Raw genomic sequence first — 15,091 nt, forward strand, 5'->3', positions numbered from 1 at the left:
AGGACACCGCAGCCGCTTGGCTTAGAGCGAGCCGCGCTGCCTGCGGCCGGATATGGCCTTGCGAGGACTCCGAGACCATCTGTGCAGGGCTCGGATGTTGAGGTCCTGGTTGATGACGTGCAGGACGCGGCGGGCCTGGTAGTTGATCGAAGCCGCCCGGCGGATCATCGGGTCGCTGCTGGCGAGCGGTAGCAGGGCGTAGTGCTTGAAGTTGCCGAGCAGCGAGATCTCCTGGATCAGCGCGGCGGTCTCGGCCTCGTCGGCGAGCCGCAGATTGTCGTCGCGGATGACGTAGATGCGGTTCTCGCGGTCACCGAGGCACGCGTACAGGCAGTTGAGCTCCTGCAGCACGCGCTTGGGCGTGAAGTCATAGAAGCGGTAGTACAGGTGGGAGATGGCGTCCTGCTTGGCGGCCAGGTCCTCGACGGCGGGCGCCGCTCCGACGCGGAGGCTGGCCAGAGTGGCCACTTCGGCGCACAGTTCCTTGCGCAGCTCCAGATAGCCTTCGATGATCTTTGTGGCGATGCCGTTCGCCTGCCGGCGGCTCTCCAGCACGATGCTCGAGACGAAGCCGAGCCCCGCGCCGAGCGCCAGTGTCGCCAGGGGCAGCACCACAGCGATCATCAAGAGTGTCTCCGCATCGAGGACCGGACGAACGCGTGCAACTGGCCAACGGTCGGGGCCTCGAACAACGTCGCCAGCCCTTCGCCCATCGCGATCGCGATCCGGAACCGGGCCTCCAGCCAAGCGAAGATCTCCACAAGCGCCAGGGAGTCCAGCCCGAACTGGAGGAGGTCGGTATCGTCCTGCAGCCGCCCGACGTCGATGGCCAGGACATGGGCGACATGGGTCCTTATCGCCGCGAGATCCTGCTCCGCCACCCCAGCCCCCGCTACATTCCGACTCAAACCACCCCGCATCGTAACCCGGCACTAGCCGCCCAGGCTCACTCACCCTAGGGAGCCGATGGCCGCGAAGACCATTGCGTGAGGTGTGTTCAGGGTTGGTGGCAGGCGAAGTTGGCCGCGTGGTTGGGGTCACCGGTCATTCTGTAGCGCGGCCAGGCCGGGTATTCGCACAGGGGCCGGGTGCGGCCTGCGGCGGTGGGGTTGAGGTCCTTGACGATGGGGTGCTTGGGCGGGGTGGCGTTCTCCACCCAGCCTTCCAGGGCGGTGAGGGAGTCCCAGCTGGCGGCGAACGCGGGTTTGATGTTGGCGTGGTTGGCTCCGGGCACTGTGTAGAACCGGGCGAACCGCGCCGTTGCCTGTGTTCCCATGGTCGCGCGGATTCTGTTGAAGTATTGGGCGGTGGAGCGGTGGCTGACCAGTTCGTCGGCCAGGCCGTGGATGATGAGGAGACGGCCGCCGGTGGCGGCGAAGGGGCGCAGGTCGGGGTTGTTGACGTCTTGCAGGGCTGACAGCCGGCTGATGCGGGTGCGCCATTTGCCGGGGTGGCGGGGATCGATCGCCAGCGGGCTGTACGTGGCGTCCCTGGTGACGGCGTAGCGGATCCATTGGTCCCAGAACTGGACGCCGTAGCCGCTGGTCTTGGGCATCGGATCGGCCGGCGCGGTGGTGCCCATGCCCAGCAGCGGGGTGGTCATCGCCGCGCCCGACAGGAACGGGAAGCCCGGGTAGCCGGTTTCGCCGCTGGCGATGCGGTAGGGCAGCCGCAGCGGCGAGGACAGCGCGCGGACGGCGCGGATCTGCCGGTTGGTCAGGCAGGCGCCGTCGCTGCTGGGGTGGGGAGTGGCACAGCGCAGGACGCGGGGATCGAAGTGGCAGCCGCGCTCGTTGGAGACGACACCGTCGCGGACACCGTCCAGGCCGTCGCACGCGTTGATCACGCTGCGGTGCAGCAGCTCTTGCTGGGCCGGGCCGGGGAACGCTCCGGGCCGCGACAGCAGCTGGGCCTGGTATCCGAAGAACAGGTCCAGGGTCGCGGCGTTCCAGGCGGGGTAGACGGCGATGATGCCGTCGAAGTCGCGTGGCCAGCGCTGCGCCACGGCGAGTGCTTCGCGTCCTCCTGAGGAGCCGCCGGCGAAGTAGCTGTGGGCGGGCCGGACCCCATACCGCTGGCCGATGAGGTAGGCGGCGGCGTCGCGCGTCTTCTTGAGTGCGTCACCGGCGAAGTTACGCAGAGCCTCGTCGTTGGTGGCGAACGAGCCGTCCAGCGAGGGGGTCGGCTGGAAGTCGGGGGCGGCCTGGTGCCCGGAGTCGCTGGCGAACGTGACGTAGCCGCGGCCAAGGGGAGTGGGCTGGTCGGCGGGGCCGTAGGGCACGTTGCCAGCGATGTTGGGGATGGTGCCGTCGTATCCGCCGCCGCCGAACATCATCGTCTTGCCATTCCAGACCGTAGGCAGCGCGACTCTCATCAAGATGTCGGGCGCGGTGGGATCGACCGGGTGCAGGGCCGCGTCCACCCGGCAGTGCTCGCCAATGGCGGAGGCACCCTGCCCAGAGGCCGGGACCAGCGTCGCCTGGCGAACGTGCCCGCCGGTGGTCGGGAGGCCGATCGCCGACGCGGGGATGGCCAACCCGGCAAGGTCCGTACAGGCCTTGCCGGCGGGCGGCACTGACGCTTGCGCGGGGAGGGCCGCCATTCCGGACAGCGCCACGGCGCCTCCCGCGACCAGGGCTTTGTATCGGCTCATGACGACCTTCCTCTGAGCGAGATCCTTGATGGGCGAAGGACGGGAACGGACCTCATACGCCCGGCACCGGCTCCTTGGCGAGCGGGGCATCGTCTCCGGTCAGCGGGCGGGCCAGGTCACGGCCGCGGGTCTCCTTGATCAGCGCGACGGTGACGGTGGTGACGACGGCCGCGAGGCACACGTACAGGGCGATGGGGGTGGCGGAGTCGTAGTCCTTCAGGAGTTCGACCGCGATGATCGGGGCGAGCGCGCCGGCGATGATGGAGGCGAGCTGGGAGCCCATCGACGCGCCGGTGTAGCGGACGCGGGTGTCGAACATCTCGGAGAGGAAGGCGGCCTGCGGACCGTACATCGCGCCGTGCAGCAGCAGCCCGACGGTGACCGCCAGGGTGATGACGGCGAACGACCTGGTGTCGACCAGGGAGAAGAACGCGAACGCCCACATCGCCATGCCGATCGAGCCGATCAGTGTGACGGGACGGCGGCCGATGCGGTCCGACAGCGCCCCCCACAGCGGGATGGTCACGAAATGCAGCGCCGAGCCGATCAGCACGGCGTTCAGCGCGGTGCTCTTGCTCAGGCTCAGGTGGGTGGTCACGTAGACCAGCAGGAACGAGGTGAGGATGTAGTAGGAGATGTTCTCCCCGAACCGGGTCCCGATGGCTCCCAGAACCTGTCGCCAGCTCGTTCGCAACACCTGAACGACGGGTGCCGCCTCCGTCTCGGTGGCGTCGGCGCGGGCCTTGGCCTCCAGGAACACCGGGGACTCCGACACCGACATGCGGATCCACAGGCCGACCAGGACCAGCAGGCCCGACAGCAGGAACGGGACGCGCCAGCCCCAGGCCAGGAACGTCGCGTCGGACTGGACGGCGGCCAGCAGTGCCAGCACACCGGTGGCCAGCAGGTTCCCGCCGGGCGCGCCGGACTGCGGCCAGGAGGCCCAGAAGCCGCGCCGCTCGGCGCCGCCGTGCTCGGAGACGAGCAGCACCGCGCCGCCCCACTCGCCGCCGAGCGCGAAGCCCTGGATCAGACGCAGGACGGTGAGCAGGATCGGGGCGGCGACGCCGATGGTGGCGTAGGTCGGCAGCAGCCCCATGGCGAAGGTCGCGCCGCCCATCATCACCAGACTGACGACCAGCAGCTTCTTGCGGCCGATCCGGTCGCCGAAGTGACCGAACACCACGCCGCCCAGCGGCCGGGCGGCGAACCCGATGGCGTAGGTGACGAACGCGATCAGGGTCCCCACCAGCGGGTCACTGGTCGGAAAGAACAGCTTGTTGAACACCAACGCGGCGGCGCTGCCGTACAGGAAGAAGTCGTACCACTCGATCGTGGTCCCGATCAGGGACGCGCCGACGACGCGGCCGATGCCGCCCGGCCGGGACGTCGAGTGCGCAGGGGTGTGGGGCATGGAATCGCTGCTTCCGGGTGGTGGGTGTTCCGGTGCGCATATGTGGTGATCTGCGACACACGCACCGCTGTGACAGGGAACGTTAGGTGATGGCCTGCACGGTCGCTATGTGAACGGCATCCACACTTCACCGGCGGTTCGGTGACTGACGCACACACGCGTCGGCGGGTCAGGCTCGTTCAGGAACGATGACCGGTGCGGCGGTCGCGGCTTCCACATCGCCGGCGCGGACTCCGGGTGCGGTCTCGACGAGCCGCAGTCCGCCGGGCGTGACGTCCAGGACGCACAGGTCGGTGATGATCCGCTGGACGCATCCGCGGCCGGTGAGCGGCAGCGTGCACTCGGACACGATCTTGGGGCTGCCGTTGCGTGCAATGTGCTCGGTCAGGGCCAGGACGCGGCGGGCGCCGTGGATCAGGTCCATCGCGCCGCCCATGCCCTTGACCATCGAGCCTGGGATCATCCAGTTGGCCAGGTCGCCGCGGGCCGAGACCTGCATGGCGCCCAGCACGGCGGTGTCGAGGTGGCCGCCGCGGATCATGCCGAACGACAGCGCGGAGTCGAAGAAGGCGGCGCCCGGCAGGACGGTGACGGTCTGCTTGCCCGCGTTGATCAGGTCGGGGTCGAGATCGTCGGCGGCCGGGAAGGGGCCGGTGCCGAGGATGCCGTTCTCCGAGTGCAGGACGATGTGCACGCCGGGCGGGAGGTGGTTGGGGATGAGGGTGGGCAGTCCGATGCCGAGGTTGACGTAGCTGCCGTCGGTGAGCTCGGCGGCGGCGCGGGCGGCCATCTGCTCGCGGTTCCAGGCCATCAGCGCGCGCTCCTTTCGGTGACGGTGCGGTGTTCGACGGGTTTGTCGGCGGCCTGCTCGGGGGTGAGCGCGACGACACGCTGCACGAACACGCCCGGCAGATGGACCTGGTCGGGATCCAGCTCTCCCGGCTCGACCAGCTCCTCGACCTCGGCGATGGTGACGCGTCCGGCCATCGCCGCGGGCGGGTTGAAGTTGGCGGCCGAGCGGCGGAAGACCAGGTTGCCGTGCCGGTCGCCGCGGGCGGCGTGGACGAGGGCGAAGTCGCAGGTGATCGCCCGTTCCAGGACGTGCCCGCGGCCGTCGAACACGCGGGTTTCGCGGGGCGGGGAGGCCAGGGCGACCGCTCCGTGGGCGTCGTGGCGCCACGGCAGGCCGCCGGCGGCGATCTGGGTGCCGACGCCTGCGGGGGTGTAGAAGGCGGGGATGCCCATCCCGCCGGCGCGCAGCCGTTCGGCGAGCGTGCCCTGAGGGATCAGCTCGACCTCCAGTTCACCGGCCAGATACTGGCGGGCGAACTCCTTGTTCTCACCCACGTAGGAGGCGGTGACGCGTGCGACGCGGCCCGAGGCCAGCAGGATGCCCAGGCCCCGGCCGTCCACGCCGCAGTTGTTGGAGACCAGCCGCAGCTCACCGCAACCCTGCTCATGTACGGCGCGGATCAGCGTCTCGGGAATGCCGCACAACCCGAATCCGCCCACCGCCAGAGAGGCCCGGTCCCCGATATCGGCCACCGCTTCGGCAGCGCTCGCAACCACTTTGTCCATGCAGAGTTCTCCATCTTTTCGGCCGGTCAAGCATTGAGACGCCGACCATTACAGAGCCCGGCCTCCGGGACCTTCCATGGCGTTGATCCACACAATTGAAGGTTTTGGGTGGGTGCGGTCCACGGCTCGGGGCCGCGACGTCCGGGGGAGTACGGACGGCAGCCGGACCACACGAACCATTCGCCGGAATGGCGGGTGCCCTCTCACATCCCTGCGGGAAATCAGTGTGAACGTTCCACATTGAACCGCCGGCGCGCTGAACCTAGCGTTTGGTCCGCAGGGCGCCGCACGCCGCGGTCCGCGCCGTGAGGGTGTGGCGGACCTGGGGTTCGGCTCCGTTATCGGTCAATGGAATGGGGCTTGGCTCATGACTCGGTTCGGCATCGTCGGCGGCGGACTCATGGGCCACGGAATCGCCGTGGCATTGGCCCGGGCCGGCCATGACGTCGCCGTCTACGACGTGGATCCCCGGACATTGGCCACCTTCCATTCCCGAGTCGGGCAGGCACTGGCGCAGTGCGGGATCACAGGGGCCCAAGCCGAACGGATCAGCGCCCACGTCACCACCGTGCCCGCGCTGAACGACGTAGCGCGCGAGGCGGACGTCATCGTGGAGGCGGTCCCCGAACGGCTGGAGGCCAAGCATCGGGTACTGGCGCAACTGGAGTCGGCCGCAGCGCCCGCGACGCCGATCTGGACCAACACCTCGGTGCTGTCGATCACGCGGGTGGCCGAGGGAATGGTGCGTCCACGGCGGCTCGCCGGGGTGCACTGGTGGAACCCGCCCTACCTCATTCCCCTGGTGGAGGTGGCGCCGGGTGCCCGCACCGAGCAACGTGTCGTCGACGACGCCTGCGAGCTGCTCACCGCGATGGGCAAGACGATCGTCCGGCTGCGGCGCGACGTTCCCGGCTTCGTCGGCAACCGGCTGCAGTTCGCGCTGCTGCGCGAGGCATTGCACCTGCTCGACCAGGGCGTCTGTGACCCGGCGACCATCGACACCGTGATGCGGTCCAGCCTGGGGCTCCGCTGGGCGTCGGTGGGCCCGATGGAGAACGCCGACTACATCGGCCTGCGGCTGACCCGCGACATCCTGCGCAACCTCGCCCCCCATCTGTCGACGGACAAAGAGGACTTTCCCAGCATCGATAAACTGTTGGGCGAAGGACACCAGGGACGTTCCTCGGGCACGGGTCTGCTGACCTGGCCGCCCGGGCGCGAGGCCGAAGTCAGACAGCGCCTGGACGAGGGAATCCGCCGCAATCTCACCACCACCCCCTGACGACCACCGCACCATCCAACCCGACTTCACGATGAGGTGACGGCGGTGCCTGACAACGAGTCGTTCCTCCGCCTGCTGGTCGAGGACGCCGACGTCGCCACGTTCGATGCGCTGGTGGAACGCGCACGGGCGGCGGGCGCTCCGGCCGAACGGCTGACCTACCTGGAGCAGGAGCGGGCCATCGCGCTGCGGTTGCGCGAACTGCTGGCCAGACACCGGCGCAACGAGTCGGAGTTGCAGCTGCTCAACGACACCGCCAACGACCTGGCGTCCATGCGCGATCTGGACTCGATCCTGCAGGCGATCTCCGACCGTGCCCGCCGTCTGCTGGACAGCGACCTGGCCTACATCAGCCTCAGCGACCGCGACCGCGGGGACTGCTACATCAAGGCGGCCTCGGGCAACATCTCCGGGCTGCTCCACGGCCTCCGCCTGCCCGCCGGCACCGGCGTCGGCGGTCTGGTCGCGCGCACCGGCAAGCCCTGCAGCGTCTCCTCCTACCGGGACGACACGTCGATCATCCGCACCCCGGAGATCGACCGCACCGTGTTCGCCGAGCGCATCGAATCCCTGGTGGGCGTGCCCCTGAAGATCAAGCACGAGGTCATCGGGGTGCTCCTGGCCTCGCACCGCAGCATGCGCGAGTTCAGCGGCCAGGACATCAGCGCGCTGACGATGCTGGGCGCCCACGCGGCCGTGGCGATCGAGAACGCGCGGCTGCTCACCGCCACCCGGTCGGCGGTCGAGGACCTGCGCGTCGCCAACGCCACGATCGGCTCCCACGTGGAGGACCTGGAACGCGCCGCAGACATCCATGAGCGGCTCACCAAACTGGTGCTGCAGGGCAAGGGCGTCGACGACGTCGCCCAGGCGACCGCCGACGTCCTGCCGGGCGAGGTCGTCGTCATCGACGAACACGGCGGCGTGGTCACCGCCACCGGCGCCGTCACCGCCACCTCCGTCCAGGACCTGGCCGCCGCCGGCGCGCAGGCCCGCACGTCGGGTCACACCCTCGTCCGCCCTGACCTGTGCGCCGTCCCCATGATCACCGAGTCGGAAGACCTGGGCGCCGTCCTCCTGCTCGGCGAGGTGGCCATCGGCGACACCGACCGCCGCATCCTGGAACGTGCCGCGCTGGTGGCCTCGCTGGTCCTGGTGACGCGCCGGCGGCTCGCCGAGGCGCAGGCCCGGGTCGGCGGCGAACTGCTCGCCGAGCTGCTGGCCGGCGAACCCCACGACCACGACCTGCTCCAGCACCGCGCCCGCCTGCTGGGCGTCGACCTGGACGCCTGCCACACCATGGTCGTCGCCCAAACCGACGGGACGTTCCACGGCGGCGTGCACGCCCAGACCGCCGCCCTGGCGCGCCGCCAACGGGGTCTGGCCACCCACCATCAAGGGACGGTGGTCCTGCTGCTGCCCGGCGACGACCCGCGTGCCGTCGCCCGTACCGCCGTCCGTGAACTGGCCCGCGCCTGCCACCACCCCGTCACCGCCGGCACAGCACAGGCGGCCCACGTCACGCAGATCGCGGCCGCCCACGACGAGGCCGCCAGGTGCATGCGCACACTGCTGGCGCTGGGCCGCGTAGGCGACCTCGCCGACGCCCGCGACCTGGGCTTTGTGGGAACGCTGTTCAACGGGCGCCCCGACATTCCCGCGTTCGTCCACGCCACGATCGGCCCGGTCATGGAGTACGACCGCCTGCACCGCTCGGAGCTGCTCCACACCCTCGAAGTGTTCTGCGCCAACAACCAGAACACCCGCAACACCGCCCAAGCCCTTCACCTGCACGCCAACACCGTCACCCAGCGCCTGAACCGGATCACCCAGCTCCTAGGCGAAACCTGGCGCCAAGCCGACCACCTGCTAGAAATCCACATAGCCCTACGCCTGCTCAAAGTCAGCAGCCAAGACCCCCAGCAGTAACCACGGCACAACCTCCTCGTCCCTCCCACGACCAAGCGGGCCGCTGTGCCCGCCGTATAGGTGGGTGGTGAGGCACACCAACAGGCCGCGGACCGCCAACCGGCAGTTCGGTGCCGAACCTCCGCTCTGCAACCACACGGCCCGGGACCGAGGTGCCTGCTCTGGCGGATCGAGTGTCCTGCACAAGTGGTCTGCGGCCGGACCGGGGCAATCACCACCCGGCCCGGCCGCAGGTCTGTCACCGTCCAGCGGGATCCGGCGGATGCGATCAGGTGCAGGTGTTGTCAATCACGTAGTAGTTCGCGGACTTCTCGCGGAGCTTGGTCGTGATGTAGGCCGAGTTGTAGCCCATGTACTGGTTGGAGCCGTTGGCGTAGACCTGCCCGAAGTTGGCGCGGGCCCGCCCTGCCTGAACATGGCTGGAGTTGCTGGCCGTGTAGCAGGCGCCCGTGGGCGGTGTGGTCGGCGGGTTGGTGTCCTCGTGCTCGACGATGAACTTGCGCATCTCCGCCAGCGCGGTGGTGTTACTGATGATCGTGAAGTGGGTGGGCGCCATGGGGCCGGACATCAGGTAGTTGTGGTGCGCACCCTCCAGCTTGGCGGTGTCGTAGGGGGCGGCGTTGATGTCGTTGACCGACCGCACGGTCATGTAGAAGACCTTGTCGCTGTGGGGTACCTCGGTGCCGGAGTTCAGCGCCCGCAGGAACGGGGTGTTGGCCGAGGCGAACTGCTGGCACGACACGTAGATCTGGCAGCCGTTGTTGGTGGTGCCGTGCTGGGGTCCGGCGAAGCCGATGTACTGCGACACCTTGTCCTGGCCGCCGAGGTTCTTGACGTAGTAGCGGGCGGCCAGGGTGGAGGCCGACCAGGTGGCCAGCACGACCCGGGAGGCGCCGGTCTGGGAGCGGACCTGGTCGACCTTGGTGCCCAGTTCCTTGGCGGCCACGGCCAGGTCCTGGGTCATCTTGCTGCTGTCGGTCCAGGTGAACAGGCGGTCGGCCGGCCAACCGTTGGACTGCAGGTTGGACTTCATCGTGGCCATGTTGCCGACGTCACCCGTCATGCCCGGAATCATGATCACCGGGTCGTGGACGGCCGCGGCGGTGGCCGGGCCCGAGGGGAACGCGATCAGGACCGCGGCGGTCAGCGCCGCCACGACCGCGGCGATCATGCTGCGGTAGTGGCCGGGCCGCTGCACCATCTCAGCGGGGGTGGGGTGTGGCATCGATGCCTCCTATCCGTCAGCCCCCGCATGAGCAGAACGGCTCAGGAGGCTCGGTCGAGCTGACGGAAGACGGGGGGTGGGACCGAGGTGGCTCCCAATTAGAAAGCCGACCGCCACGCACTGCCTATGGGAACCAAGCCCACTGTTTCGCGCCGTGAATGTGCACCATGCCGGTTCGAGATCCACCGACACTTCCTGACCGCTATCGGGAACTGGTCAACCTCCGAGCGCACAATGCCCGCCTGGCCCAGCCCATCGCTATCCGCTGCTCAAGATTCGTGGGGGCGCGCTTATACAAGGCTTCGCGGTGGACACGACCGCGCGTGCCACGGATAGGCGGTTCCGGCTGCACGAACTAACTCACTTTGCTCTTGGCCGAGCCATGGGAGTCTGAGGCGGGTTAGGTTCGGGGGCATGCAGTGGTGGCAGGCGGCGTTGTGGGGGCTGGCCGGCGGCGTGTGCGTGGAGGCGTTGGAGCTGTACGCCCACATCCGGTCGCGCCGCCGGTGGAGTTGGCGCCGTCCGATCCCGCAGGGCATGGCGGCCTTTTGGGTATCGGTGCTCATTCGGGTCGGGGTCGGTGGCGTGGTCGCCGCCGCGATGGCCCACGACGGGCAGGTCGCCGGTGCGGTGGCGGCGTTCGGGCTGGGGGTGGCGGCCCCGCTGGTGATCGAGAAGCTGGCCCGGTTGGTTCCGCTGAACCTGGATGTGCCGGCTGCCCTGGAGTTGCCACCGGACCCTGCGGCTACGCCCGCTCCCACTGGGCAGTCCGGGCAGCCGGCCGCGGGAGGGAGCGGCAATGCGCCGTAGCAGAGCGGCCAGTGGGCTAATGGCCGCATTGGCCCGTCCGCCCGGACCACAGCGTTCCTCGCCGCGCGGCATCCCCGTCGACAGCACCTTCGGCAGGCTGGTAGCAGCGCTGGCCCGGTATCCGGCAGTTCGCAGTCCTGTCGCCCCGGCCGTGCCGACCATCGATTCGTACGGCCAGGCCAGCGCGGCGGGGGAGACCGGCCCGCCAGTGGCGGAAGCGGAGCCACACAGGCTCGGCCCCGAGACGCTGGATCAGACGTCGCTGTCGTTCACCGAGGAGATGAAGGGCTTCATCACCTACGGGGTGGACGATCCGCGTTCCGGTGAGCTGGACGAGGGCAGGGAACGGTTGTCCTTCCGCCTCACCATTACCGTCGAGGACGTGGACCGGTTCCTGACCGAACCACAGCACACCGCACGGGTCGAAGGATGGGTGGACAACGCCCGCCAGGGAGGCCGGCGTCCTGTCCAGCGCGGCTGGTTCAATCTCGTCGCGCCGACCGGCGCCCAGGACCAACAGTTGACGTACCGTCTTCACTTCACGGACGGCCAGAGGCGCCCTCGCACACTCACCGGGGAGAAATCCGTCCCGCACTTGCCGCCCGTCAGGGCCTGGCCTGAGTTCTCCACCTTGTATGTGCGCCTGCTGGACGGCCACGTGGAGGAGGACGCCGACGCCACGGCCCCGGTCATGGGGGCGGGCGTACTGCACATCCAGCTCACCGACTTCGCCCGTCAGCTCACCACCTTCCATGCCTCAGGCCCGGGTGGCCCGAGCGCTCTCGTTAGGTTCGGTCGGATCTTTGCCGGTGAACTGTGGGATGCCTACGCCGAGCAAGACGACGGATGACCGCCACTGCGCTGGCCTTGCAGCGAGGCCTGACGAACCAGCCTGCTGTTCCTGGATTTCTCAACCCCACTCCGGCCGGAATCCCAGCACGGCTTGGGCGATCTGCTCGGGTTGTTCGGCGACCATGTTGTGACTGGCGGCGAGTTCGAGCACGCGCAGGTGCGGCCGGGCGGCGGTGAGGGCCAGCAGGTCACGGCGGATCCCCGCACGCAGCGCCGGCATGAGATCGCCGATGCGGCCTGGCAGACCGGGCAGGTTCTCGGTGGCCAGGACGAACAGGGCGGGGCAGCGGATGTCGGCCACCGCCGCGATGCTGTCCCGGAAGTACGGGTCGTATCTGATCTGCCTGGCCAGCGCGGCGTCCGGTCGCACGTAGACGCCCTCATCGGTGGTGTGCAGCGCCCGCTGGGGATGCAGGGCGGCGTGGGTCTCGGGCAGCGGCCGCGCCATCGCCTCGGCCTGGGCGTCGAAGACGGCCTTCAGCTCCGCCAGAAGCGCGGTCAGGTCATCGTGCCCGATGCCCGCGTAGTGCTGTGGCGCGGTCTCGGCCGAACGCAGGCCGTCGAGGTTGACGATCCCGGGGCCGTCCGGATGGCGCAGCGCCCATCGCACCGCGACCATGGCGCCGAGAGAGTGGCCAACGACACGGGGAGCGTCCAGGCCGAAATGGTCGATGACCGCCTGCACATCGTCCAAGACCGCCTCCCACTCCCACGGTCCGTCGCCGGACAGTCCATGGCCGCGCAGGTCCATCGCGACGACCCGGTGCGCGCCGGTCAGCAGCGGCGCGACCGCGTCCCAGTGCAGGAGAGTGCCGCCCAGGCCGTGAAGAAGCAGCACGGGAACTCCGTGGCCGCCGTGGTCGCGAACGGCCACAGGGACCGGACGATCATCGATGATCACTTCTTGTGGTGGCACGGATGCTCTCCTGAGGGCGGTTGAGCCGGTCACGGATGGAGGAGGAGGTGACGCCACCATGGGGATCCCGGTCGAGCTTGCCGCGTTTGACCAGGTCGTGGACGCCTTGCCGGGTGATGCCGAGCATCGCCCCCGCCGTGGAGTACGACACGGCCGCCGCCGCGGGGTGGCCGGTCGTGCGGGCCACGGCCCGTCCCAGCGCGGTACGCCACCATGAGGCGGGCGGGTCGAACGGCGCGTCGCCGGGGAAGAACACCCCGATGAGCCGGGCTGCGGTCAGGGTGGCCCGCTCCCGGTCGGCGCCGAGCAACTGGGCCGCCCAGACCTCAGCCTCGACGCGCAACCGTGCCCTGATCGGCCCGAGAGGCTCGCCGGAGGTCAGCAGGATCTCCAGAGGGTCGAGAATCCGCGTCTCCAGCATCCGGACCAGCTCGTCCACCAGTTCGATGTGGTCTTCCGTGGTCGTCACTTGACGGACGATAGCAAGTACTTGCTATTGAACGTCAAGTAGCAGATCTGGCGCGAGCCAGCCCAGATCAACGACGGTCTGGCTTTGGCGTCTGGCCAACGCGGCTACTACTTCGGTCACGGCGGGTGTCTGGATCCCATATACGGCCACCATCGTCTACGCCTCGGCCGCAACCGGACGGCCTGAGGGATGCGTGCTCGCCCACGCGGGGTCCTGCCCTGCAGGTGACGTTCACGGCTTGTACGGGTAGGGACGGATGGCCTGAAGTGGGCCATCGGACCCCGGGGAGACGACCAGCCAGGGCCGGTCGTCTCCCAGCGTTCGCGCCGTGGTCGGCGATCCGGAGGGGTCAGTACGCCGCCGCCACGTCGAGGATCCACGTGATGCCGAAGCGGTCGGTGAGCATGCCGAACGCCGGCGCCCACGGGACGGGGCCGTACGCCTCGATGATGGTGGCGCCATCGGAGAGCTTCTCCCAGAACGCGCCGACCTCGTCGACGGTTTCGCCACGGACGGAGAGGAAGAACTTCTCCGTGGTGATCGTCATCCCGTTCTGGCGGGTGGTCTTCCCGGCCGGAACGTTCCCGTCCTGGCCGGGCACGTCGTAGGCCATCACGCGGAAGCCACTGTGGCCGATGACCTGGCCGAACACGACGTTGTCGGCGCCGGGCACGTCCTTCGGCATGCCGAAGTCGCCGTAGGTGGCGATGGTGATCTCGCCGCCGAAGACCGACTGGTAGAACTCCAGCGCCCGGCGCGCCTCGCCGTGGAAGTTCAGGTGGGCGACGGCGTTGACTGCCATGGTCAGCTCCTTGATCGTTGCTGGCCGGACCGTTCCGGCGACAAGAGAGACAGTCGCACCAGTAGAGGTCAGATAGTGTCCGCTTCTTGCGGCATCCTCGATGACATGGCGACCGATTCCGCTCCGTCCGCGTCACGACGGCTGCTGTCACTGCTGTCCCTGTTGCAGGTGCGCCGTGATTGGCCGGGTGCCGTGCTCGCCGAACGTCTGGGCGTCGCTCCGCGCACGGTGCGACGCGACGTCGACCGGCTCCGCAGCCTCGGTTACCCCGTCCGGGCGACCAAAGGTCCGGACGGCGGCTACCGGCTCGACGCCGGCGCGCACCTGCCGCCATTGCTGTTCGACGACGAGCAGGCGGTCGCGCTGGCCGTGGCGCTGCGAGGCGCCGCGCTGATCGGCGCCGGGATCGAGGAGCCTGCCGCCCGTGCGCTCGCCACCCTGCGTCAGGTCATGCCCGCGAGACTGCGCAGCCGCCTCGACGCGCTTGAGCCGGCCGTTGTTGATCGGCCGGAACGCGCCGGTGACGCTCCGGTCGACACCAGCGTCCTGCTGGCCATCGGTGCCGCGATCCACGCCCGCGAGGAACTGCGGTTCGACTACCGGTCGGTGCCGCAGGCGGAAACCGGCGACGACATGCCGCCACCGCCTCGTCGAGCGCAGCCGTACCACCTGCTGGCCCGCGCCGGACGCTGGTACGTGGTCGCGTGGGAGCCGGTACGCGAGGACTGGCGTGTCTACCGTGCCGACCGCATGACCCCTCGCGTTCCCAACGGGCCTCGCTTCACCCCGCGCGAGGTCCCCGGCGGCGACCCCGCGACGTTCCTTGCCGCACGGTTCAAAGGCTCCGATGGGCCCGACACGTGGCCTTGCCACGCTGAAGTGATCCTCGACCTGCCCGCGGACGAAGTCGTACCGTTCGCCCGGGACGGGGTCGTCGAACCGCTCGGCCCGGACCGCTGCCGCCTCCGGATCGGCTCGTGGTCCTGGGCCGGCCTGGCGGCCATGCTCGCCCGCTTCGACGCCGACATCGAAGTGGTCGACTCTCCTGAACTGCGTGCCGCGTTCCAGGACCTGGCCCGGCGAGCCGCCAAAGCCGCCGACCGCGGAACCGGGGGACCGGCGGCGAACCGTTCACCCCGAACCTGACCGACCAGGCACCGC

Annotated in this window: 15 protein-coding genes; 5 read left to right on the forward strand and 10 right to left on the reverse strand. The window is 69.3% G+C overall.

Translation table 11 applies throughout. The features are described 5' to 3' along the window. Positions 1 to 21: 21 nt before the first annotated feature. The 6 genes from ABD333_RS27200 to ABD333_RS27225 all read right to left on the reverse strand — a co-directional run bounded on the left by ABD333_RS27200 (position 22) and on the right by ABD333_RS27225 (position 5,645). Entirely contained in the window at positions 22 to 624 is a 603-nt protein-coding gene (locus tag ABD333_RS27200) for a hypothetical protein (protein ID WP_344545321.1), read from the reverse strand. Next, positions 624 to 881, reverse strand: a complete 258-nt coding sequence (locus tag ABD333_RS27205) for an acyl carrier protein (protein ID WP_344545322.1) — start codon at positions 879 to 881, stop codon at positions 624 to 626. The genes ABD333_RS27200 and ABD333_RS27205 overlap by 1 nt, the downstream gene beginning before the upstream one ends. Before the next feature lie 116 nt (positions 882 to 997). Then, positions 998 to 2,653: a tannase/feruloyl esterase family alpha/beta hydrolase gene (locus ABD333_RS27210; RefSeq protein ID WP_344545323.1), complete on the reverse strand. Its 1,656-nt coding sequence runs from the start codon at positions 2,651 to 2,653 to the stop codon at positions 998 to 1,000. Between the two features lie 52 nt (positions 2,654 to 2,705). Continuing rightward, positions 2,706 to 4,067, reverse strand: a complete 1,362-nt coding sequence (locus ABD333_RS27215) for an MFS transporter (protein WP_344545324.1) — start codon at positions 4,065 to 4,067, stop codon at positions 2,706 to 2,708. A 169-nt stretch (positions 4,068 to 4,236) separates the two neighbouring features. Further along, the gene (locus ABD333_RS27220; protein WP_344545325.1) at positions 4,237 to 4,878 is read right to left on the reverse strand and encodes a CoA transferase subunit B; all 642 of its coding nucleotides are present in this window, start codon (positions 4,876 to 4,878) and stop codon (positions 4,237 to 4,239) included. After that, on the reverse strand, positions 4,878 to 5,645 hold the full coding sequence (locus ABD333_RS27225) for a CoA transferase subunit A (protein ID WP_344545326.1): 768 nt from the start codon (positions 5,643 to 5,645) through the stop codon (positions 4,878 to 4,880). Before ABD333_RS27225 ends, ABD333_RS27220 begins: the two co-directional genes overlap by 1 nt. A 367-nt stretch (positions 5,646 to 6,012) precedes the next feature. Here ABD333_RS27225 and ABD333_RS27230 point away from each other — a divergent pair, with 367 nt between their 5' ends. Both ABD333_RS27230 and ABD333_RS27235 read left to right on the forward strand, forming a co-directional pair. Beyond that, the gene (locus ABD333_RS27230) at positions 6,013 to 6,927 is read left to right on the forward strand and encodes a 3-hydroxyacyl-CoA dehydrogenase family protein (RefSeq protein WP_344545327.1); all 915 of its coding nucleotides are present in this window, start codon (positions 6,013 to 6,015) and stop codon (positions 6,925 to 6,927) included. Between the two features lie 45 nt (positions 6,928 to 6,972). Further along, on the forward strand, positions 6,973 to 8,856 hold the full coding sequence (locus ABD333_RS27235; RefSeq protein WP_344545328.1) for a helix-turn-helix domain-containing protein: 1,884 nt from the start codon (positions 6,973 to 6,975) through the stop codon (positions 8,854 to 8,856). 268 nt (positions 8,857 to 9,124) lie between these two features. Here the strand turns inward: ABD333_RS27235 and ABD333_RS27240 are convergent, their stop codons facing one another. Then, positions 9,125 to 10,081, reverse strand: a complete 957-nt coding sequence (locus ABD333_RS27240) for an esterase/lipase family protein (RefSeq protein ID WP_344545329.1) — start codon at positions 10,079 to 10,081, stop codon at positions 9,125 to 9,127. Between the two features lie 414 nt (positions 10,082 to 10,495). On the opposite strand from ABD333_RS27240, the gene ABD333_RS27245 reads away from it, so the two are divergent. Further along, entirely contained in the window at positions 10,496 to 10,891 is a 396-nt protein-coding gene (locus ABD333_RS27245) for a hypothetical protein (protein WP_344545330.1), read from the forward strand. Between the two features lie 151 nt (positions 10,892 to 11,042). Then, a complete protein-coding gene (locus tag ABD333_RS27250; RefSeq protein WP_344545331.1) occupies positions 11,043 to 11,741 on the forward strand; it encodes a hypothetical protein in 699 nt (232 codons plus the stop codon). Between the two features lie 60 nt (positions 11,742 to 11,801). On the opposite strand, the gene ABD333_RS27255 is transcribed toward ABD333_RS27250, so the two are convergent. From ABD333_RS27255 to ABD333_RS27265, 3 genes are all read right to left on the reverse strand, one after another. Then, the gene (locus tag ABD333_RS27255) at positions 11,802 to 12,581 is read right to left on the reverse strand and encodes an alpha/beta fold hydrolase (RefSeq protein ID WP_344545332.1); all 780 of its coding nucleotides are present in this window, start codon (positions 12,579 to 12,581) and stop codon (positions 11,802 to 11,804) included. Between the two features lie 49 nt (positions 12,582 to 12,630). Continuing rightward, the gene (locus ABD333_RS27260) at positions 12,631 to 13,128 is read right to left on the reverse strand and encodes a hypothetical protein (protein WP_344545333.1); all 498 of its coding nucleotides are present in this window, start codon (positions 13,126 to 13,128) and stop codon (positions 12,631 to 12,633) included. Positions 13,129 to 13,477: 349 nt separating this feature from the next. Next, a complete protein-coding gene (locus tag ABD333_RS27265) occupies positions 13,478 to 13,930 on the reverse strand; it encodes a VOC family protein (protein ID WP_344545334.1) in 453 nt (150 codons plus the stop codon). Positions 13,931 to 14,035: 105 nt separating this feature from the next. Here ABD333_RS27265 and ABD333_RS27270 point away from each other — a divergent pair, with 105 nt between their 5' ends. Beyond that, complete coding sequence (locus ABD333_RS27270) at positions 14,036 to 15,076, forward strand: helix-turn-helix transcriptional regulator (RefSeq protein WP_344545335.1); 1,041 nt, start codon at positions 14,036 to 14,038, stop codon at positions 15,074 to 15,076. The last annotated feature ends 15 nt before the right edge of the window (positions 15,077 to 15,091 follow it).

Origin of the sequence: Actinomadura fulvescens (assembly GCF_039533225.1) — a bacterium.
Classification (GTDB): Bacteria; Actinomycetota; Actinomycetes; order Streptosporangiales; family Streptosporangiaceae; genus Spirillospora; species Spirillospora fulvescens.

What these genes read in the sequence shown, in the direction of transcription:
- ABD333_RS27270 (WP_344545335.1), top strand. Translation starts at nt 14,036, where the DNA reads ATGGCGACCGATTCCGCTCCGTCCGCGTCACGACGGCTGCTGTCACTG.
- ABD333_RS27200 (WP_344545321.1), bottom strand. Translation starts at nt 624, where the DNA reads ATGATCGCTGTGGTGCTGCCCCTGGCGACACTGGCGCTCGGCGCGGGG.
- ABD333_RS27225 (WP_344545326.1), bottom strand. Translation starts at nt 5,645, where the DNA reads ATGGACAAAGTGGTTGCGAGCGCTGCCGAAGCGGTGGCCGATATCGGG.
- ABD333_RS27245 (WP_344545330.1), top strand. Translation starts at nt 10,496, where the DNA reads ATGCAGTGGTGGCAGGCGGCGTTGTGGGGGCTGGCCGGCGGCGTGTGC.
- ABD333_RS27230 (WP_344545327.1), top strand. Translation starts at nt 6,013, where the DNA reads ATGACTCGGTTCGGCATCGTCGGCGGCGGACTCATGGGCCACGGAATC.
- ABD333_RS27220 (WP_344545325.1), bottom strand. Translation starts at nt 4,878, where the DNA reads ATGGCCTGGAACCGCGAGCAGATGGCCGCCCGCGCCGCCGCCGAGCTC.
- ABD333_RS27215 (WP_344545324.1), bottom strand. Translation starts at nt 4,067, where the DNA reads ATGCCCCACACCCCTGCGCACTCGACGTCCCGGCCGGGCGGCATCGGC.
- ABD333_RS27265 (WP_344545334.1), bottom strand. Translation starts at nt 13,930, where the DNA reads ATGGCAGTCAACGCCGTCGCCCACCTGAACTTCCACGGCGAGGCGCGC.
- ABD333_RS27210 (WP_344545323.1), bottom strand. Translation starts at nt 2,653, where the DNA reads ATGAGCCGATACAAAGCCCTGGTCGCGGGAGGCGCCGTGGCGCTGTCC.
- ABD333_RS27240 (WP_344545329.1), bottom strand. Translation starts at nt 10,081, where the DNA reads ATGCCACACCCCACCCCCGCTGAGATGGTGCAGCGGCCCGGCCACTAC.